Origin of the sequence: Burkholderia sp. AU33803, from assembly GCF_002223095.1 — a bacterium.
Taxonomy (GTDB): Bacteria; Pseudomonadota; Gammaproteobacteria; order Burkholderiales; family Burkholderiaceae; genus Burkholderia.
Map to the genome: position 1 here is coordinate 82,410 of NZ_NKFJ01000006.1, position 19,371 is coordinate 101,780.

16 protein-coding genes and 5 pseudogenes are annotated in these 19,371 nt (G+C 55.1%); 11 read left to right on the forward strand and 10 right to left on the reverse strand.

Annotation, left to right across the window (positions count from 1 at the left end):
* Positions 1-77: 77 nt before the first annotated feature.
* Genes speD through CFB41_RS37555 form a run of 7 tightly spaced genes read left to right on the forward strand, consistent with a single transcriptional unit; the run spans position 78 to position 7,640 of the window.
* Positions 78-1,355 (forward strand): adenosylmethionine decarboxylase, encoded by a 1,278-nt coding sequence (gene speD / locus CFB41_RS17490; protein WP_089457273.1) that lies wholly within the window; start codon positions 78-80, stop codon positions 1,353-1,355.
* A 9-nt stretch (positions 1,356-1,364) separates the two neighbouring features.
* Positions 1,365-2,471, forward strand: coding sequence for an amidinotransferase (locus CFB41_RS17495; RefSeq protein WP_218828693.1), 1,107 nt, complete (start codon positions 1,365-1,367; stop codon positions 2,469-2,471).
* Between the two features lie 39 nt (positions 2,472-2,510).
* Positions 2,511-3,419: an ATP-binding cassette domain-containing protein gene (locus CFB41_RS17500; protein WP_089457275.1), complete on the forward strand. Its 909-nt coding sequence runs from the start codon at positions 2,511-2,513 to the stop codon at positions 3,417-3,419.
* Positions 3,412-4,218: an ABC-2 family transporter protein gene (locus CFB41_RS17505; protein ID WP_089458903.1), complete on the forward strand. Its 807-nt coding sequence runs from the start codon at positions 3,412-3,414 to the stop codon at positions 4,216-4,218. Before CFB41_RS17500 ends, CFB41_RS17505 begins: the two co-directional genes overlap by 8 nt.
* A gap of 1 nt (position 4,219) precedes the next feature.
* A complete protein-coding gene (locus CFB41_RS17510; RefSeq protein WP_089457276.1) occupies positions 4,220-4,978 on the forward strand; it encodes an ABC-2 family transporter protein in 759 nt (252 codons plus the stop codon).
* A gap of 31 nt (positions 4,979-5,009) precedes the next feature.
* Entirely contained in the window at positions 5,010-6,356 is a 1,347-nt protein-coding gene (locus CFB41_RS17515) for a hypothetical protein (protein WP_089457277.1), read from the forward strand.
* 57 nt (positions 6,357-6,413) lie between these two features.
* The gene (locus tag CFB41_RS37555; protein ID WP_144029945.1) at positions 6,414-7,640 is read left to right on the forward strand and encodes an aminotransferase class I/II-fold pyridoxal phosphate-dependent enzyme; all 1,227 of its coding nucleotides are present in this window, start codon (positions 6,414-6,416) and stop codon (positions 7,638-7,640) included.
* A gap of 102 nt (positions 7,641-7,742) precedes the next feature.
* Here the strand turns inward: CFB41_RS37555 and CFB41_RS17525 are convergent.
* A pseudogene (locus tag CFB41_RS17525) lies at positions 7,743-8,002 on the reverse strand (transposase); the annotation flags it as partial.
* Here CFB41_RS17525 and CFB41_RS17530 point away from each other — a divergent pair.
* Positions 7,992-8,405, forward strand: a pseudogene (locus CFB41_RS17530) (transposase); the annotation flags it as partial. The pseudogenes CFB41_RS17525 and CFB41_RS17530 overlap by 11 nt on opposite strands.
* A gap of 184 nt (positions 8,406-8,589) precedes the next feature.
* Here the strand turns inward: CFB41_RS17530 and CFB41_RS37560 are convergent.
* The gene (locus CFB41_RS37560; protein WP_144029946.1) at positions 8,590-8,817 is read right to left on the reverse strand and encodes a hypothetical protein; all 228 of its coding nucleotides are present in this window, start codon (positions 8,815-8,817) and stop codon (positions 8,590-8,592) included.
* 11 nt (positions 8,818-8,828) lie between these two features.
* Between CFB41_RS37560 and CFB41_RS17535 the strand changes: the two are divergent.
* Positions 8,829-9,275: pseudogene (locus tag CFB41_RS17535) on the forward strand (IS481 family transposase); the annotation flags it as partial.
* Between the two features lie 38 nt (positions 9,276-9,313).
* Here CFB41_RS17535 and CFB41_RS17540 read toward each other — a convergent pair.
* From CFB41_RS17540 to CFB41_RS38655, 7 genes and pseudogenes are all read right to left on the reverse strand, one after another.
* Entirely contained in the window at positions 9,314-9,820 is a 507-nt protein-coding gene (locus CFB41_RS17540) for a GNAT family N-acetyltransferase (protein WP_089458904.1), read from the reverse strand.
* Positions 9,821-9,856: 36 nt separating this feature from the next.
* Positions 9,857-11,332, reverse strand: coding sequence for an MFS transporter (locus CFB41_RS17545; RefSeq protein WP_089457279.1), 1,476 nt, complete (start codon positions 11,330-11,332; stop codon positions 9,857-9,859).
* Between the two features lie 68 nt (positions 11,333-11,400).
* A complete protein-coding gene (locus CFB41_RS17550; RefSeq protein WP_089457280.1) occupies positions 11,401-12,672 on the reverse strand; it encodes an acetyl-CoA carboxylase biotin carboxylase subunit family protein in 1,272 nt (423 codons plus the stop codon).
* A gap of 9 nt (positions 12,673-12,681) precedes the next feature.
* Positions 12,682-13,689: an isopenicillin N synthase family oxygenase gene (locus CFB41_RS17555; RefSeq protein ID WP_089457281.1), complete on the reverse strand. Its 1,008-nt coding sequence runs from the start codon at positions 13,687-13,689 to the stop codon at positions 12,682-12,684.
* Complete coding sequence (locus CFB41_RS17560) at positions 13,686-14,303, reverse strand: TIGR00730 family Rossman fold protein (RefSeq protein WP_089457282.1); 618 nt, start codon at positions 14,301-14,303, stop codon at positions 13,686-13,688. Before CFB41_RS17560 ends, CFB41_RS17555 begins: the two co-directional genes overlap by 4 nt.
* Positions 14,300-15,046 (reverse strand): FAD-dependent thymidylate synthase, encoded by a 747-nt coding sequence (gene thyX / locus CFB41_RS17565; protein WP_089457283.1) that lies wholly within the window; start codon positions 15,044-15,046, stop codon positions 14,300-14,302. The genes CFB41_RS17560 and thyX overlap by 4 nt, the downstream gene beginning before the upstream one ends.
* A gap of 489 nt (positions 15,047-15,535) precedes the next feature.
* A pseudogene (locus CFB41_RS38655) lies at positions 15,536-15,760 on the reverse strand (hypothetical protein); the annotation flags it as partial.
* An 18-nt stretch (positions 15,761-15,778) separates the two neighbouring features.
* Here CFB41_RS38655 and CFB41_RS17575 point away from each other — a divergent pair.
* Positions 15,779-16,115: pseudogene (locus CFB41_RS17575) on the forward strand (transposase); the annotation flags it as partial.
* A 155-nt stretch (positions 16,116-16,270) separates the two neighbouring features.
* Entirely contained in the window at positions 16,271-17,719 is a 1,449-nt protein-coding gene (locus tag CFB41_RS17580; RefSeq protein WP_089457285.1) for a hypothetical protein, read from the forward strand.
* Positions 17,720-18,336: 617 nt separating this feature from the next.
* Here CFB41_RS17580 and CFB41_RS17585 read toward each other — a convergent pair.
* A complete protein-coding gene (locus CFB41_RS17585) occupies positions 18,337-18,741 on the reverse strand; it encodes a DUF2384 domain-containing protein (protein ID WP_089457286.1) in 405 nt (134 codons plus the stop codon).
* Positions 18,742-19,371: the final 630 nt, after the last annotated feature.

The window sequence follows — 19,371 nt, forward strand, 5'->3', positions numbered from 1 at the left end:
TTTCGTGTTTCTCAGGCGCGAGACGAGGGACACGTGCGTCCAATTTTTCCTTACAAATCAAGAAATCGGATGATCCAATGACTTTGCACTTTCTGGAAGACACGCCGCAACCTGCTCTCCCGACTGCCCATGACGATAGGTATTCACCGAGCGGTATTCATATGATGGTAGATGCGTGGGGTATTCCAAATCACATCCTCAACGACATCGACCTTCTCAAGTCACGTATGGAAAAGGCCGTACACAAAGTGGGCGCCACCTTACTGAACCTGAACGCGGTGCAGTTCTCGCCTAACGGTATCACCGTGGTGGCGGTGCTTGCGGAATCCCATGCCAGCATCCACACGTATCCGGAACAAGGTGTTCTGATGGCCGATGCTTTTACTTGTGGCTCCATCGACCCGGAACCGCTAATCGAAGCGCTGCTCGACGGCATCGAGGTGTCGCGCCGGATCGTTCGGCGTACCGCTCGCGGCGACAGCCACCCCACCCACGTCGAGGAGCAACTGTCGTCCGGGATCGCGCGTGTCTGGGAACTCAACGAGGTAATCGCAGCGGAACGCACTGCCTATCAGGACGTGCTCATTGCGCGCACGGCGCACGGTACGACGCTGTTCTGCAACCGTGAACGGCAGAGTTCCGAACTGACTCAACTCATCTACCACGAAGGGCAGTTCATTCCGGCGGCGCTGCTGGCCGGTCAGCGAAAACGAGTCTTGGTCATCGGATCGAGCGAGGGCGTCGTCGTTCAACTGGCGCTGTGGTGCGGAGCGGAACACGTCGTGCACGTAGACATTGACCGTCGTTGTGTCGATCTGTGCGCCGAACATCTCCCTTATGGCTACAGCAAGCGCGACGTGCAGCGCTACGAGAAGGGTACGGACACAGTCCAGCTGTTGTTCGAGGATGGTTCGGCGGTGGTCGATCGCATGAAAGCCGACAGCAGGCGCTTCGACATCATTGTGATGGATTTGCCGGATGAAGAGCCCAATTCGCCTCACCAGCACAATCGACTGTATCAACGAGAATTCCTCGAAGATCTGCGTGATCTGCTCGAACCGGACGGCGTCGTCATTTCACAAGCAGGCTGCGCCAGCTTTTGGCGGAACCAGACGCTAGGCAATACGTTCCGGCGCTTCTCCGACACATTCTCCACAGCGGTTTATTTCGAGCTGACGGAGCAAGATTGGGTTTGGGTAGTGGGCTGCAATGCAGTGGTGCCTGATCCAGTAGCCACCATGCAACACAAGTTGAAAACCCTGGCATACACACCGCGATTCATTGACGGCGATCTGATTACGGCTGCAACTGTGCTCCCGGTCGGACTTCGCCGACGTATCTCAACCTCTAATTAAAAGCGTTCAATGAAAAATTTTTTACTTCAAAAGGCTGAACTGTTCAATGTCGCTGGTTCGTCGGCTCCCGCCGATCATGGAACCAGCCCAGTGTCGATTCACAACGAATGGGACTCACTCAAGGAAGTAATTGTCGGCACCATCGAGACGGCAAAGTATCCGACCTGGCACGTGAGCGTCGAAGCCCCGTTGCCGCGCAAGTCCCATCAGGAGTTTATCCGCAAGCAGGGGCAGGTATTCGATCCTGATTTGCTTGACAAGGCACGCCGTGAAGTAGACGGGCTGGCCGAGTTTCTTGTTCGCCTTGGCATTACGGTTAAGCGCCCCGATTTCCAAGGGCTGGACGCACCATTCACCACGCCATTCTTTTCGAGCCGGGGCGGCCTGTATGCTGCCATGCCGCGCGATGGCCTCTTCGCGGCAGGCGATAGCATCATCGAAACGCCTATGGCCTGGCGTGACCGCTACTTCGAGGCCTTCGCATATCGCGATATTCTTAAGGACTACTTTAATCGAGGGGCGCGATGGCGCGCCGCGCCACGCCCGCAGCTTTCCGATTCGCTGTATCGCCAGGATTACGATAGTACGGTCGAACATTTCGAATCCGTTCTGACAGAAGATGAACCAGTGTTCGATGCCGCTGATTTCGTGCGTATTGGGCGCGACATCATCGGGCAGTACAGTCACGTCACCAATCGTTCTGGTGCCGCATGGTTGGCACGCGAACTCGGTGATGCGTATCGGCTTCACATGTATACCTTCGACGATGCCGGTCCAATGCATATCGATACGACGCTCCTGCCGATCGCGCCCGGCCGCGTGCTAGTCAATCGCGCGTGGGTATCGAAATTGCCGGATTACTTCGCTGACTGGGAGGTCCTGGTGCCGCCGCCGTCAGGCTTGTCCCAGAACCATCCGTTGTTTTTCACCAGCCGCTGGATCAGCGTGAACGTAATCATGCTCGATCCGCACCATGTTCTGGTCGAGGAAAGCGAGCACGACCTAATTCAGGCATTCAAGTCCTGGAAAATCGAGCCCATTCCGCTGCCATTCAAGCATTTCCAGACCTTCGGTGGATCGTTTCACTGCGCCACGCTAGATGTGCGTCGCGGCTAGCCCCCGAGCTAAGCCCGAGCTTATCGCTGGAGTTATTCAATGAATCAAGAAGCACTAGGCAGACCGGAGCGTGGCGGCGTCGCAGTTGACGTCGTTGACGTCAGCCGTGTCTATCGGACACGTCGTCACGAAGGACCATTGTGGCGGCAGTTACTCCGGCCGACCTTCGACACATATACGGCGCTCGACCGCGTGAATTTACAGATTCGTGCCGGCGAGTGCCTGGGACTGGTTGGCCCGAACGGGGCAGGCAAGTCAACCATGATCAAACTGCTGACTGGCCTCATAAAGCCTTCCTCGGGCCGAATTTCCGTGCTGGGTCACGAACCGGGCCGCATGTCGTCGCAATTTCTCACCCAGATCGCCGCGGTGTTCGGACACAAAACATCGCTCTGGTGGGATTTGCCGGTACGGCACTCGTTCGACGCAATCCGACGCATTTATCGCGTGCCGGTCGATGCGTTTCGCAAAGATGTCGCCCTCTTTGCCGGCATGCTTCATATCGACAAATTGATGGACCGGACAGTGCGCCAGCTAAGCCTCGGCGAGCGCATCAAATGTGAAGTGGTGCTGGCGTTGGCGCATCGCCCTCGTGTCTTGCTGCTGGACGAACCGACGATTGGTGTCGACATGGAGTCCAAACAACAGCTCAGGGAACTGATCAATCGTGTCGTCGAGGAGCGGCAGGTTGCCACGCTGCTGACGACGCACGACGTGACCGACTTGACGGCATGTTGCATGCATATCGCGTTTATCCAGGCTGGCAACGTGTTCCAGATCAAAGCAATGGATGACCTACTCCAGCAGTTCGGTGTATCCCGAGACAACGGTGGCCTACTGGAAGCCCGCCTCATCGAAACCTTCCGGGCGCGCGGCATGACCACCGATGAGGAGCGAACGTTCTGCAGTACCGTGCTGGTTGACAGTATGGGAGATGACGATGATTGATCGACTTCGCCCTTTTGCTGTCAATGGTCTGCGTGTCTTGCTAGTGGATCGCGGCGTCCTGTTCGTCGATTTTTTTATTGCGACGGGCGTTGCGTTTCTGATTCAGCTCTTCGTCTGGAACGCGGTCTATGGCGTGCACGAGGAAATACATGGGTTTACGCTGGAGACACTTCTTTATTACTGCGCCTTCACAATCTATCTGTCGCGTCTGAACAACTGCTACGACCTAGTACAGGAAATTTCAGAGGAAATTATCGAGGGACGATTGGAGACACAGCTGGCGAGACCTGTCAGTTATATCGGGCAAAAATTCGCAGCCTATCTGGGGGGGGGCGCGTTGTATGCGATGCCGGTGCTTATTCTGTGCGTTATCTATTGGTTGAACAATCCGGAAAGGTTGCCTCAATCGCCTGACGAACTGGTCAGTTATGGGGTGTTGATCATCGCCTTCCTGCTCGCGGGCGTGGTGCTTAGCTTTTGCATTGGTGTCTTTCTGGGGATTCTGACGTTCTGGTTGATGCAGGCCGATTTCGTGTTGGCCTGCCTGACTACGATCACTGCGTTCTTGGGCGGAGCGATCATTCCACCGAGCTACTGGCCGGAGTTCATTCGCCCGCTCATGGCGTTCAATCCGTTTCAGTTCTTTATTGCCGCACCAGCTTCGTTGATTATTAGCGGCGACGTGCGCGCTGGTGCCGCTGCGCTAGGCGGCGCAATACTTTACATCTTGTTGTTCACGCTCATCGTCAGGGCGATGTGGCGTCGAGCCATCAACACCTATACCGGGGGAGGAGGCTGATATGCTGGTACTTATTCAAAAAGCATTTGCAAAACAGACCCACTACCTGGGGAACTACGTTTCCTATATTGCCATCCAGGCCGTCGCGCAACTTCTGACCTTGTTCTATCTCCATACAGTGTTCACGTACACGGATACGCTTAACGGCTGGACCCGGGAGCAGGCGATCTTTGTGTTTTATCTGGCGACGATGGTTACGCTGACAGCTGAGTGTTTCATATGCTCTATCCACCAGTACTATCAGCGGCTGGTCCGCGGGCTTATGGATCCCGTGTTGATCATGCCGATTAGACGTCGCACGCTCCAGTTGCTGCGTTGGTCGGAACCGGGATTTCTCGTGCCAGTTGCTGCGTTGCTATGCTGCTGGCCGCTTATTGATCCGCAGCCCCATCGCTCGATCGACGCCTGGATTGGCGGTTTCGCAATTCTGTTGGTGGGCGTACTCTCCATCATCGTGGTATTTGCGGTGATCTCACTGACCGCGCTAGTGACGCAACGCCTGGCACCAGCGGATTTCATGGTGTCCGAGCTAAGCCGCATGGTATTCCTTCCGTCGAGTGTGATGCCACGTGGCGCATGGCAAATTGCGCTTGGCATCGGCTTACCCTTGCTGTTCAGCGCCAATGCGGCTGGCACGGTTCTAATCGAAGGCGACTACCGCGTAGCCCTGATCTTAACCGCAGGCACGTTGCTCCTAGCTGTTCTTCATCACGTCGTCGAGTCGCGCATGATGCGGTCGTTTAGTCTCCCCGGCGGCTGATGCCGAACAGCTCATTGGATTGCAAATCGATATGTCGAAGCATCAAGGACGCACGGCCGCCTCCCATTTTCATAGTGGAACCATTCCGCAGCCCTGGCTCGCTGGGATCGACCCGTGGATCACCTCATCGGCGATCGCGCAGTGGATGGTTCAGTTTGGCTCCCCCCTGCACGTGTACTCTGAGACGGCACTACTCGGGCTGGCCTCCGGGTTTCAGCGTTTTGTCGCGGCATGCCCGCGTTCCGCAACAGCGGCCTATGCCATGAAAGCCTGCCCGGCGCCGGCCGTTCTGTCGGTGATTCGGCGGCGGGGCTTTGATGTCGAAGTCAACAGCGTGACCGAATACCGTCAAGCTATCGCCGCGGGCTTTACCGCGAACCAGATTTACATCAATGGCGTGGCGAAGTCCGTGCAGTTTATCGATCTTGCGTTGGCGAACGGGAGTCGACGGATCAATGTCGACGCCATCGAAGAGATCGACTTGATCGCGGCGCGTGCTTCAGCATTGGGCCGGCTAGCGGATATTCACCTTCGCATCTGCCCCGATGTCGTCGCTGGCGCCGGCGCGGCATTGATGACGGGCGGGAAGCACAGCCAATTCGGCATCCTGAAAACGGATGTTCCCTATGCACTGACCAAACTTCGCGCGCTGCATCAGTCGGTTGCATTGAGGGGAATTCATGTTCATGTGGGCTCTGGCGGACGACTGGATACCATCTATTCGCACCTTATCGACGTCGTCATCGACGTAGTGTCTGCTATCGAGCACGCTGGCTTCGACACGCTGACGGAAGTGAATTTTGGTGGAGGGTTCGTTTCCGACGAAGTGGACTATTCCCGTGTTTCCGGTGCGGATGCGCTTTGTCGTGAAATCAGTCGACTTCCTAACCGGTTGTCCGTCGTATTCGAACCGGGACGATTTCTCGTCGAGCGCGCGTCTTCATTCTACTGCCAGATCGCTGCGTTCAAGCGAAAGGCGGAAACGACCTGGCTATTTCTCGATGCCGGGTACTGCCATCTTACGGATCGGGTAATCGTTGGAACGCGTTTTCCTATGCAATCGCTACGGGCAGGTGATTCAGAATCCAGGCTGGTCCGTGTGGCCGGCCCCTTGTGCGATTCGGCGGATGTGTACCAATCGTGGGTGGGTAAGGATCAAGCCGAAGGAGGGGGCGAACACTTTCTCTTTCCTCAGAGATCTCAGGTTGGCGATATTGTCGAGATAGGCAGTGCCGGAGCCTATGTCTATAACACCGGCAACCGCTTTGCCGGGTTTATGCAGCCTGCAGTTTTGCTAGTGGCCTCTGATGGCAATCCGCGCCTAGTCCGTCGCTCCGAACAGCCATTCGACTGCAGTGCGACAGAGTTTCCGGCGTAGTAACCACCAATTAGACCAATCAGCGCTCAATCGCGCTTCAGCCAGACGAGGAAGTTCATGAGGCATCAAGTTATTCCGTTGCACCGGAGGCGCAGTTCTGATCTCGCCGCTTGGCGACAACTTGCACAGCACACGCACTCGCAATCCCTGACCGAGCAGGAGGTGCATGGATTCCAGTGTTTCGCCGATTTATCCAGTGGCCATGCGTATCACGAGTTACCTGCTGCGCTCGTCACACTGCCGGACGAATTGGCCGTGCTGTGGAGGGAGGGCGCAGAACAGACACCTAAAGAATGGGAGCAGCGGTTTATTGCCGCATTTTGCGAGATGAGCGGCGTACAATCGATTGCGCGGTTGCCGTTCTGCCGTCCATGTCCGACCGCGTCCAATTCTATTGAACTAGTAGCCGCGATGCTGCGGCAGCGGAGACTTCGGACTGCGCTTGTAGAGCCCACATTCGATAATCTAGCTCTGCTTTTACACCGACGCGAAGTGGCATTGCACGCCATCGACGAATGCCTGATTTTCGACGAAGTGGCAATCGAACGATTGGAGCAACATCTTGTGTGCAGTGGAGCAGGAGCATTGTTCATCGTCTCGCCTTCCAATCCAACCGGACGTTGCCTAACCGAAATACATTTCTCTGCTATCGCCGAACTATGCGCGCGCTATGGAGTCGTGCTGGTGATCGACTCCAGTTTCCGGATGTACAACCGGGACCTCTACGATGACGTCGCACTTCTATTGCGATCAGGCGTGAGCTTTATTGCGTTCGAAGATACCGGAAAGTCGTTTCCGACGCTGGATACGAAGGCAAGCCTCATTTACTCATCGCCGGATCTGGCGAACGAGCTCGAAACTTTGTACAACGAGGTATATTTATGTGCCTCGGGTATATCGCTGCTGTTGCTATCGCGCGCATTTGAAAGGACCCGGCAATTGGGTATAGGAAGCGTGCTCTGGTCCATGGTTGATCAGCGGCGGATGTTGTTGCGAGCTGCGTTGGCCGGTTCCGGTCTCCATACATCTCCCGAAAGCCTTCACTCGGTTATTGGACTGGAATGGCTGTCTACTGGTTCCGACGCACTGAGCGACATCGAGGTATGCGGCCGCCTCGGCGCAATGGGCGTTGCCGCGCTAACGGGACGACAGTTCTTTTGGGCCTCCCAGGATCGACCCAGAAACCAGCGTCACATCCGGCTCAGCATGATGAAACCTAGTCGGCGGTTCAATGCCGCACTACGCATCCTGGAACAAGCTGCCTTCCATCGTAAAGTCAAGTGAGTTGCCGCACGGTGACTTGTCGGGATTCTTGTCCCTCGATCCCCGGCCTCGCAATCGAAATGTCGCATTAACATGAGGCTGGCCTAATTTCTGCCCCTAGTCTCAATTGGAAGATTGCGGCTCTTCGGGGCGGGCGGAATCGGCCCGATCGGTGCACTGGCGGGCGAATTCCGCCGGTGTCATCTACAGCAGCGCAGAGTCAGAATGCACCTCGTTTTAATACTCGCGCCAGACTTCCATTTGCGTCTTGCGTCCTCCAGCGACAAGAACCAATGTGCGCTGAGGCATTCATGCCGGAAGGGTCCATTGAAGCTTTCGACCTTGGCGTTGTCAGTTGGCGGGTCCGGTCGGCTGCAATCCAGCCGCTGGTTGTTGCTTCGCAACCGTCACAATCTGAAGCCGGAACAGGCCGTGCACCTGAAGGAGTTGCTGGCCGCCAATCAGTCGCTGCTATGCGTCTATGTGCTGCGTGACGAACTCAAACGGCTTTGGATCTATCGCAAGCCAGCCTGGGCGGAAAAGGCCTGGAAATAGTGGATCGAGCCGGCTCAGCAAAGCGGGATCGCTGCCCTGCGAAAGTTCGCCTGGCGTCTGCTTGGATATTGGCACGGTATCGTAGCTCGCTGTCGCCACCCGCTCAATACCAGCGTCGTCGAAGGCATCACCAACACCATCACGGTGATCAAGCGTCGGGCTTATCTGTACCGCGACGAGAAATACTTCTTCGTGAAGATCCGCGCCGCGTTCCCAGGTAATCCGCGATGAACCTTACTATTTTTGAATGACAATTGCGCATTGCGTGTGAACGGATGCGCAACCTAGGCGGAGCAGACTAGCAAGGTGCCCTCGATGCGCAGCGCGCTTCAATCGCGCCAGGGCCAATGCGAGCACGGGTTACGTTCTCCCGGGCTGACCTCCTCAGCGTAAAGCAAGGCAGCCCGGTCATCAGTCATACGTTTGACCGCGGCAAAGGCGACAGCAGGATCTGCCTCAAGTCGGCGGCGTCGCTCGACGGCAATAGCCAGCTTGCGCAGAGGCTATCTGAATAGCGCGCCAATGCTGAGGTGATGTCGCAATCGGATGCGTGACGGCCGGCCTGCTCGCGGCAGATCCGCACTCTAGCCAAATGCCCAGGATATTCTTCAGCAATCTCCGCACGCACTCTTTTGTCGAACATCTCCGTCTCCTTGTGTCCGCGTGGATCCGCAAGTCGAGGCCGCCGTTGTCGAACTGGCCCTCGAATTGCCTGCCTACGGTCAGGTGCGTATCGCCAACGAGGTCCTCAAACGGCATGCTCTGTCCGTCTCGCCCCAAGGCGTCCGTAGCATCTGGTTGCGCCACGATCTGGAGACCATGCCGAAGCGCCTGAAGGCCTTGGAAGCCAAGTCCGCCCAGGAGGGGTTGGTGCTGACCGAGGCGCAGCTCGTCGCGCTCGAACGAGCCAAGCACGAGAAGGAAGTGCACGGCGAATTCGAGTCCGAATGTCCGGGCTATTGCGGCGCGCAGGATACGTTCTATGTCGGCAGCCTCAAGGGCGTCGGCCGTGTCTACCAGCAAACTTTCGTCGATACCTACTCGAAGGTTGCGTTCGCCAAGCTCTACGATCGCAAGACACCCTTGCCGGCGGCGGACCTTCATCTGCGTGACAAAACGAATTGTCCGTAGTCGACTAGCTAGGCTCGCGGGCCGCCGAGGTGCTTACGGAAGCAATTTGAATAGTCAAGCTTTTCATAGGGCGGGAAAATCTCGACTCTTTCATAGCCTGAGCGATCATATAGTCGGACAGCTTCTGGCTGTCGATCGCCCGTCTGGAGGACGAGTCTGGCACCACCAGCGGACAGAACGGAAGCTTCCGCAGCTGAAAGCAATCGCTCCGCAACGCCTTTACCGCGCGCAGTTGGGACAACGTACATGTTTTTCAGCTCGAATTCCGACCCTAAGCGCCTGACCAGAACATGGCCGACAGGCTGCTCTCCCCGGAATGCGAGGGCGACAAAAACAACTGACTCTTTGCTCACAAACATTCCCTTGGGAAGATGATCCGGGTCAGCTTCACGATCCGCGTACCTCCCGCTGAGCTCCGTTGAGAGCTCCTTGCGCAGAGCGACACCTTTCGGATCGTCCCATTCGACGCGAACGATCCGGAGCTCTTCGTCTTGATCGACAGGCAATTTCGGCATATACATTTTCCTCACGAAATGCAACAGACGATTTGGCTAAGAAGCCTTGAATAGCGGATTCCTATCTCTTTTCACGAACAGCAATATTCCGAGTAGTACCGCGGTCGCGTTATAGAGCGTGGACACGCTGAACGCACGCGCGAAGGTGGCTTCGCGAACTGCCTCACTTTGGAACACCAGATGACCATCCAGCATCGAGAAGAAAATGGTACCAACAAGAGCCACTCCGATCGTCGCCCCAAGAATCTGCACGGTACTGAATGTTCCAGACGCCGTTCCGGCGTTATTTACATCTACGCTGCTCAAAATCGAGTTTAGAAGAATCGGGATGACAAGACCTTGCCCAAGTCCGTTAAATATCATAGCCACGAAAAGCAACGTATAGCATGAATGAAAGTACGCGCCAAAAAGCACGGACGCCAAAAGACCGATAAAAAATATCGTCAGCCCCAATACGACCGACCTGTCACGACCAATTTTGGAGATCTGGGTCGAACATAGGGACCCCACGAAGAACGATATGGCAGATGGTGTGAAAATGGCACCTGCGATAAGCGCCGACAATCGAAATCCGTCTTGCAACAGCATGGTTAGCGACAGCGAAAATGAGCTGATAGCTGAATAGAACAGAAAGCTTGCGATCACCCCATACCGGAAAGTCGGGCTTCTGAAGAGCGAAACGTCCAGTATCGGAGAAATTCCAGATTTCGAAATTCTGCCTTCATATCTGAAAAACCACGACGTGGCGGGGATCGAAAGAGCCAGCGTGAAAAGAGACCAGGATGGCCATCCAAGATCTCGACCCACCAGCAATGGAACAATAATCAACAGAAGCGTGGTCGTTGCGATCAGAGCGCCCCCAAAATCGAGGCGACGTAAATTTTTCTCGCGCGTTTCCGGTAGGAAAAAAATAGCACCTATGATTGCGAGCGCGCCGATTGGAATGTTTACAAAAAAGATGCTACGCCAACCGAGCCCAAACGCGCTGTAGACTATTAGCATTCCGCCAACCAACTGTGACGCTATCCCGGCTATACCCTGAACTGCCGCCATTACTCCAAAAGCCTTTTGTCGTCGCTCTCCCTCAAACAGAACTCGAAGCGATGCGTAGACCTGCGGCATCATTGCCGCAGCACCAATGCCTTGCGTGGCACGAAATATGATCAGGGCCAATGGACTCCATGCCAGACCGCAAAACAAGGACGCCGCAGTGAAAATGCTAGTACCAATGAGATACATACGTCGTCGACCAAATCGGTCACCCAACCGACCAAAATTCAACATCAACACCCCATACGGGATGTTGTAAGCAATTATCATTGCCTGTATTTCACCCGGCGTCGCAGAGAAAGTGGTGCGAATCGCTTGCAGTGAGACATTGACAATAAATAGATCCAGTATTGTCATGAAATTAGCAGAAACAAGGACAACCAGGCCGACCCACTGCATGATATAGGTTCCGCGAAATTTGCTTTGCGTCGTGCCACTTGAGGGTGAATAGGGTTCAACCATTTTGACGTGGGATCATGTGTGGGAGAGAGATTGGATGCCTTGCATTGACTTGAAAGGACGCGGCATTTCTAATCAGCGATAGAGATTTCAGATCCGGATTTCGTGCGCCTCACGAGTGACTGGATCTTTGCGGTGGTTTCCTCTGATAATCGGTATTGAGAATCGATGAAACTCAACAGTGAGTCTATTTTTCTTCGATTGAAAGAAAGTACTGCGTTAGGATAATAATTTCCTGCCACGCTGAAGGAATTGGATTTGACCACGTCGAAGCCGCTTTGTAGCACCCTATCTTTCTTCGTTTCAATGAAAGGAAACTGTATGGCGAATAAATCCGACGCCGACTGGCGTGCGGTAGCGCAGAATTTCTTCCAGGTTCCCACGGCAATATGTACCAGTGCCTCGTAGGTATTCAGACCAGAAGCAGCGATCGAAAGCGTAGTGGATCCGGAGACACGAGGATTAATCTCAATAACCTGGAACTCGCCTTCATGATAAATCATCTCGATCTCAAGTGAACCGTTAACGTTAAGATGATTGCACAGTGTCACCAGTTTTTTCTTCAGATGGTCCAGTTCTGTAGCCGCAGCGTCGTCTGCAATGGAATGTCTAACTTCGGAAAAGACGAAAGCTGCATGCGGGCCTGTGGCTCCTTTCCACAGAAGCGGCTGGAAAATGTATTCATGATTCTGGCCGATGATCTCAATAGAGCAGAGCCTTCCCTCAACGCACTTTTCCAGAACCACGTGTCCGTTATACGGCGATGCCAGAAACCGTTCAAGATCCGATAACTCCGGCAAAAACGTGATCCCGTTTCCGAGGCAGTCCCATAGTGGCTTGGTAAGCAGTGGGTAGCCAATGCTTCTCGCCGACCTGAGTATCAGATCATGATATGCCGGCACACTCACATTACGCTTGTTCAGCAGGTCGCCGTCGAGTAACATGCCTTGGGGGGTCTTGATACCGAATTGTTGAACTAGAAGCTTGGTTTCCCATTTGTTTGACAAGATCTGGCCAGCGATCACCGGATGTGCCACCGCTGGGATGTGTAGATCGGACAGAATTTCTCCGACAATCGCGTCGCGAAGAGCGTGCTCATCAGGGATCGAAAGAGATACTACCGAGTCGGGTCGCCAATCCAGCAATTTCTCCACGAGGTCATTCGGCGAAATATCCTCAGGCAATTTCTCCGTTTCTCCTGGAAAATCCTCAGCAGAGCACTCTCCATCCGTAAAGAAGAGTTTAGCGGAGATATTTTCATTCGCGAAAATTGACTTCAATCCTGCGAGGTATGGAAATGTTTGCTGAATCTCAACAGAGCGAATGAATGCCAGTTTGGTCATCGTTTGAACTCAGTATTTTCCGTAAGCCCTAGAGAATTTCTCGAGGATATAGTCGCCGGATTTGACCGGGTTGTGTTTTGCTCGCTCGGAGTCGATATTGCACCCGGGAATGCACTCTATTACGGTGTGGAAGTTAGGCTGGTAAAAAAATGGTAGTGAGTATCGAGATTGTTCACGCTTCCCGGCCGGAGGATTGACAACTCGGTGCACTGTGCTGGTCCAACGGTCATTCGTCCAGATCGACATTAAGTCCCCGATATTTATCACAAAGGCGTCGGCGATAGTGGGAACGTCAACCCAATTCCCGTCTTTCGTCAGAATCTGGAGCCCTTCCGTGCCGCCATCTTGATAAAGGATAGTCAAACAACCCCAATCGCTGTGCTGCCCCTTCCGCAGTTGTCCAGGAATCGGTTCAGAAAACAATGGCGGATAATAATTCGCTGTGAGGTTGGTCATGTGTTGATCGATTTTGCTGTCGAACCAGTCTTCCCGCAAATTCAAACTCAATGCGAACAGGCTCATCAGATCGCGCGCGAGACCTTCCATTTCATGATAGTAGTCCAGATATGCCGCTCGAAAGCCATCGATATCCGGCCACTTGTTCGGCTTTCGAACGTGCCAGTTCAGATGAGAGGGGATTCCGGGTACTTCAATCGGCTCACCAAGCCGATTGATTGTGTAGGTTTCAGATAGATCAGGCCGGGCCCTCTCGCTGGCCACCACTGCATCGGTATTTGACGCGGAGAGACTTCCCTGGCGCCCAAATCCGCGCATCAATGGGTCGTCGTGATCACTCCGAAGTGCCAGTTTGTCCGACAACGGGAGTTCGAAAAAGGCTTGTGTTGCGCGATATGCTTTCTCCACAATGCTTGCTTGAACTCCATGTCCTACGATGAGAAAAAATCCCGTTCCTTCGCACACCGTTCGCAGCTTTTGGGCCGTATCGAATTTGTCACCGCAAATGCCGCTGGCCGATCTCTGCAGATCAATAATTGGAATATATTCCGTGGATTTCATGTCGGTCGTATCCCGTCTTCAGACATTTCTCGTGCCCAACGCGCCGGCGGCGCCGTCCAATTGCTAGCGTGAGAAAGGAGTTGATCGAACCTAGTAATCGGAATCAGCGTTCCGCGTTCTACATCTCTGATAAATCCCGATTCGGCCATATGTTCGATCAGGCGCAACAGTGGTGACCAGTAGTTGCTTATGTTCAACAGGAAAACTGGCTTTCGCGACAGGCCCAGAATCAGTTCGGACCATGCCTCAAAAAGCTCTTCGACTGTGCCGATTCCCCCCGGAAAAGCGACAATATAATCAGACAGGTCCAATATCAGTCTCTTTCGGGCTGACATTGATTCGACTACGTGGAGCGCTGTAAGGCTCCTATGGGCCACCTCGGCGTTAGCAAGAGACTGGGGGATGACACCGACCACCTTACCGGCGTTGTTCAGAGCGGTGTCAGCAACTACTCCCATCAGGCCAACGCTACCCCCGCCATAGACCACTTCCAGCCCTGTGGAAACTGCATTGGCGATGAATTCTCGGACCTGTTCGGCATACCTGAGGTCATTTCCAACGGATGAGCCCGCAAACACACCGATCCGTCGCTTGAACAAAGGGGAACGGGTCATGGACTGACTCTACCGAATTTTTCGAACGCCGCCGCAGTCAGCGGCATCAATTGAGCCCACTGGGCTTCCATCTGATCGGCTACCTCTTCGATCTCGCGTTGCGGGGCGCTTGCGTAGGTCGCGTTGGCGCGACTGGTCCGTAACCCCAGAAAATGCATCAAGCCCCGAGCATTGCACGTCGCGTAGACCGTGGAGTAAGTCGCCACAGGCAGCACAATTCGTGCAAGTTCTTTGGCAATTCCCCGTTCAAGCAACTTTGAATAATTGTCGAACGCTGAAGCATATGCCGAGACAGCGATGTCCCGAAGATAACCATGGTCCCCATCGTTGCCTGGAACGTACTGGTAATGACCAGGTTTACCGACCTGCCGCAGATCTCGCTCATCGTCCGGTAGATAAAATATTGGCCGGATTTTACGGTAACGCGCACTTTCTTCGTTGAATGACCAAGTGCGATGACGCATCAGGTGCCGGACTGCGAAGATCGGTGCAGTTACCAGAAAAGTCATATAATTATGCTCGAATGGACTTCCGTGTCGCGACTTCATCAAATATTCAATTAATCCGCTGGCATAAGCATCGTCGAGGTTTTCTTCGTTTGCCAGTTCGCTCGCTGTCGATACTCGAGCGGCCCTGACGACGTCAAGATCGGTCGCTGAATGGCGAACTAACGTCGCAGTAATCGAGCTGCGAACGTCGATATCGGCTGAAAGAATGTCGTTAGTCGTTTCCAGTACGTCCATGCCATTGCCCTCGGATTTAGTTCGAGAAGGAGACCAGTTGTCTGGTTTGGTAGGTTTGTTGCCATCTCGTTTTAAATAACTCTAGATGCTTGGCGAGTGTCTTCAAATATTATTTTGTGATTTGGATTCTACGTTCGTTCTGGAATTTAATTTTTCTAGAACAGAATATGTCGCGTGAATTGTGCTGGAGCCTCCAATAGCTATTCGGATGCTTGTGCGCATATAGACGATGCACGAGCAGAAATTTTATGCCCAGAAAATATCTTACTTGCCGAGTCAAGTGATTGCCGCGCACTCCGGTTTTGCCGGAATGATGTCGCGGTCTTAGCCGTTCGCCGCGCTCGTCGGATCATTGGTATCGGTTTTCGCTTTGAAGCCGGTATTCTCTCGGCGTGAACGAAGTTTCACTACGGTGCTATCTTCCGTGTAGTCCTGCATCTGCCGGCGCTTCTCGTATGCCTCACACCGTTCAAAAAATTGATCAACATTTCACCAATAGTCCTGACAGATGGTTGGGTCGGATAGCGCACAGCAGCGACTATCGGACGCGTCTTCTCTGCCACCGTCTCCGCTCATGCCCGCGCCACTAGATACGCTGAGCCGATTGCGTGATAGCGCCAGTGGCGCTTGGTTGTGACGCTTGCCGTGCTGGATCTCGCGCGCGTAGTAAGCCCGCGAGATAGGATCCCGCAATGCTGCGAAGGCGGTTGGGAACTACGTTGTCGCTGTTTAATGGCCGATGAGCAGCTCGCCGAACTCACCATGCTGTGCGACTTCGATGACGATCTCGCCGACCAAGTCACCCAAACTAGCAACCGCATTCGCGGCTTGCTCACCCAGATCCATCCCGCTCTCGAGCGCGTTCTCGGACCGCGCCTCGACATCCAGCGGTGCTAGATCTGCTTGAGCGCTATCCGTCGCCAGCCGCGCTTGCCGCCGCAGCGAGAAGACACTCGCCAATTGCCTGGCCACGCTTGCTCCTCGCATGGGCGAAGGCTTGGCGGCCGAGATCGTTCAGGCGCTGCGCGAGCAGGTGACCGTGCCCGGCAAGCAAGCTGCCACCATCGTTAGCCGTGCACCGTGGCGCGGTTGACGCGGACATGCCTCATCACCGATAGTCATCCGCAGAACATTCTGCTCCCATGCACATCGCGAGAGAACCGGCTGACAGATCGCGCGGCTGCGCCCGGTGGCGGCCTACATACCACCCCATCAGGACAATTCATGAGCGGACACGACGCGGAGCATCTCAAGGCATTAAGAAAGGCATTGCTGGCCCGCTGGGCACACCCGAACTATGTGGATTTCCCGGCCATTGCGCCGGTTAACGGCGCGCTGAAGATTGCAGTGCCGGGGAAGATCGTGACGCGAAGCGCGGCATTGGCAAGCGCCTTCCTGGTGACAGATGCGACATTTCCGGATGACCTGGTCGAGAAAACCGGCTTTGTCACACCGGCGCACTGGGCGCTCTACTGGTGTATCACGAGCGCGTCGTCGTTCGTCTGCGGCAATATCGGCGACGCCGACGGCGAAAACGGGCGCACAGGCACCTTCCAGAAGCATCTCACCAGCAGGATGGAACATGTCGGCTTCGAGCTGGAAGACGCGGCGCAGATTGACATTGCGGTGAGTCCGATCTGGTCGATGAACAAACCGGCGGTGAAAGAGGCGGCCGTGGGGGCTGACCTGCTGCTGGTGCTCGACATGGGCTACGGGGAGCCAGCGAAAGAGTTAGCGGAAGGGCAAACACAGTCTTCGTGCTCGCCGTGTGTCCAGCTCTTCTGGATGCAGGCCAAACTCGTCGATACGAATGAGCGCAATGAGACAGCCATCTACACGCTAGATTACGGCCAGAAGAAGAAGGAGCCATCGAAGGAGGTGCCGGAGCAAGATGCGGCTGTGGCGAAGGCGGCGGCGAAAGACGCCGCTGAGGCAGGGCAGGAGCCGGAGTTTCAGTTCGATCGGCTGTACAGCGTGCACGATCCTGCTAGGGGTTCGTACGCCTTTTACGCCCAGTATGCCAACCAGATTCCGTTCGTACCGGTGGTCTCAGTGAGCGATCTTGTTGCGCCGACAAAGACAAAGCACAGTGCGAACCTGACGGAGAATGGCGCGCGCTTCGCGGAGTGGCTCGTTGAGCGCACGATTCCCCCGTCTACCGGGTCAGGTTCCGGCGTCGTCCCCGATGATGTGCTCGCGTTGGCGGTTGGCGAGGCGGCGATGGCGGGAGCAGCTGGAGAGGACTTGTCGAAAAAGCGGGAAGCGCGGGGCAGCTTTTCCTCATGCGACGAGATCGTGAAGTTTCTGGAAGACAAATCCGCAGAAGTACCGTTCGGTATGGTCACCCTGTGCGTGCGCGATGCCGTCGAGCATATGAAGGTGATTTCCAGGGAGCTCGAAGCCTATTTTGCAAAGCGCATCGCGCAGCTCGGCCAGGACCCGGCCGCCGGGAAGCCATCGGTCGCGAACACGGTGAAGCCGCGCGGCGGCACCGATTCGACGGACGTCACCGGGAAGATAGGTCAGATAAGGGATGCAGCCTTGGGGAAGGGGCCGAAGACGGGCAGCGTGCCGCACGCTGCGGATGAGGAGTCGTCTACGCCGTCGGGTGAGGCGGGCGGTGGGACAAGTGGACCCCGACCCAGGTTCGGCAAGCGGGGCCGACGTAGATGATCGTGCCACATCAAGCGTGATATGCACGGAGTCGACCCCGGTTGCCAAGTATTTTCCGGGGTTGGGCTGCCCACGCTGCTGGAACACGTCGCCTCCCATGAGGCGCGTGCCCACCAGCTCGATCCCGCGTCGTACCTGCAAGCTGCGCGAAAGCTCCCTGCGCACGCTGGCGCGCGGCCCGTGCACGCACGCGGTTGCTGACGCTTAAGCTACGTAGGAAGTAACTCGACTGGGCCTCCTCCAACTGCGTTCGTCTTAAGTGCCTTGCCTGCGATGACATGAGCCACATATTGGCCAAGCCATTGCCCATGCGAGGAGCGAGCTTAGTTAGGCGACTGGCGAGTGCCTTCTCGCTGATGCTGGCAAGCGCGGCGAGCAACGGATAGCCGCTGCGATTTCAGATAGCCGGCAACTGTGCGATTAGTGGGCAAATGGTTAAGTGGGTGCGAAAAAGAAAATGCCCGCTCATCAAGCGGGCATTTGAGGAGGTGGGGCGGGAACATACCGCGGAACCACGTCCAAGCCGGTAAGCCCCGCGCCCTGTTTTCTTTCGCCGAACGGCAATTGGCCACGTGAGAATAGCCGCGATTTTGCGGACCCGCAACGTGTGTCTCCGACTATCCAGCCGCACCGGCCTCGAGCGATGTGACATAACGCAGCAGGTCTTCAGTGCGTCCCTCCGATATCAGCTCTTCGGCAGTCTTGTAGCCAAAGGTCGGCAGTGGTTCATTGCGATACCAAAACAGCGTACTCCGTATATCCCCGGAGATATCGGTTGCAGCTCGGATGACCCGCAGCGCGTCTCGAAGATACTTTTGCACGCTTTCGGCGCCGGGAAGACGACTGATGGTATTGCGATGGACATGGGCCAGCCGTGCGAGTGTCTGCATATCGATATGCAGGGCGGCTGCGAAGCGTCGCGCCGAGACGATCGGCGCAGCGCTCTCCGAGTCCTTCAAAGACGCCAGGAAGTGATCGAAATCGAGGGGTGGCGTTGAATCTCGGGCCAGACCGGGGTTCATGGAAGCTTTCTCGGCGCACACTATATGCACATTTATAGCACAAGAAGTGCCGACATCGCTGGCCGCTGAAACGCTCCTCCATTGTGCTGTCGGTCGCCGAGTTCCGCCGAGGCGTCTAGGTAGGGCGTGACATTCCGAAGGACAACTTTTCTGAGAATTTCCGGGGCTGCGGACATCTTTTCTGAGACAAGAAGCATGCGGTGTTCTCAAAAAAGATGTCCAAGTCCTTGATCTGTCTAGGAGGCCAAAGACACCTTTTCTGAGAGCCCACAGGGATGCGTCGATCTGGTCGCGCGACGTCCCGCAGCATCTCCGCGGCAACGTCGCGCTCGGCTCGGCCATTTGCCCCGGCTTGGACATTGGCCACCAGAATGTGCAACGATTCGTTATAACCGTCCTCGCTTCGCATCGGCTTGCTTTTCCTTGATCTCGGGAACGGCCTGCTAGTGATCGCCTTTTATGATTGCCCGCAACTTCCATTCCATGAATAAAACCATTATTTAGTTACCTTAAAGAGAATTTCATTATGCTTTCTGTGAATTTCATTTATTTTCCGTTTGAGGATTTTTAACGGATCATAAAATTTTGGCGCTGAATTTTGACTCGAATGTTTGTTGACAGACGTTGGCA

Coding starts and splice junctions, on each gene's coding strand:
- CFB41_RS17540 (WP_089458904.1), bottom strand. CDS start 9,820: ATGCCGAAATTGCCTGTCGATCAAGACGAAGAGCTCCGGATCGTTCGC.
- CFB41_RS17585 (WP_089457286.1), bottom strand. CDS start 18,741: ATGAACCCCGGTCTGGCCCGAGATTCAACGCCACCCCTCGATTTCGAT.
- CFB41_RS37555 (WP_144029945.1), top strand. CDS start 6,414: ATGAGGCATCAAGTTATTCCGTTGCACCGGAGGCGCAGTTCTGATCTC.
- CFB41_RS17555 (WP_089457281.1), bottom strand. CDS start 13,689: ATGAAATCCACGGAATATATTCCAATTATTGATCTGCAGAGATCGGCC.
- speD (WP_089457273.1), top strand. CDS start 78: ATGACTTTGCACTTTCTGGAAGACACGCCGCAACCTGCTCTCCCGACT.
- CFB41_RS17510 (WP_089457276.1), top strand. CDS start 4,220: ATGCTGGTACTTATTCAAAAAGCATTTGCAAAACAGACCCACTACCTG.
- CFB41_RS17550 (WP_089457280.1), bottom strand. CDS start 12,672: ATGACCAAACTGGCATTCATTCGCTCTGTTGAGATTCAGCAAACATTT.
- CFB41_RS17560 (WP_089457282.1), bottom strand. CDS start 14,303: ATGACCCGTTCCCCTTTGTTCAAGCGACGGATCGGTGTGTTTGCGGGC.
- CFB41_RS17545 (WP_089457279.1), bottom strand. CDS start 11,332: ATGGTTGAACCCTATTCACCCTCAAGTGGCACGACGCAAAGCAAATTT.
- CFB41_RS17580 (WP_089457285.1), top strand. CDS start 16,271: ATGAGCGGACACGACGCGGAGCATCTCAAGGCATTAAGAAAGGCATTG.
- CFB41_RS17505 (WP_089458903.1), top strand. CDS start 3,412: ATGATTGATCGACTTCGCCCTTTTGCTGTCAATGGTCTGCGTGTCTTG.
- thyX (WP_089457283.1), bottom strand. CDS start 15,046: ATGGACGTACTGGAAACGACTAACGACATTCTTTCAGCCGATATCGAC.
- CFB41_RS17500 (WP_089457275.1), top strand. CDS start 2,511: ATGAATCAAGAAGCACTAGGCAGACCGGAGCGTGGCGGCGTCGCAGTT.
- CFB41_RS37560 (WP_144029946.1), bottom strand. CDS start 8,817: ATGTTCGACAAAAGAGTGCGTGCGGAGATTGCTGAAGAATATCCTGGG.
- CFB41_RS17495 (WP_218828693.1), top strand. CDS start 1,365: ATGAAAAATTTTTTACTTCAAAAGGCTGAACTGTTCAATGTCGCTGGT.
- CFB41_RS17515 (WP_089457277.1), top strand. CDS start 5,010: ATGTCGAAGCATCAAGGACGCACGGCCGCCTCCCATTTTCATAGTGGA.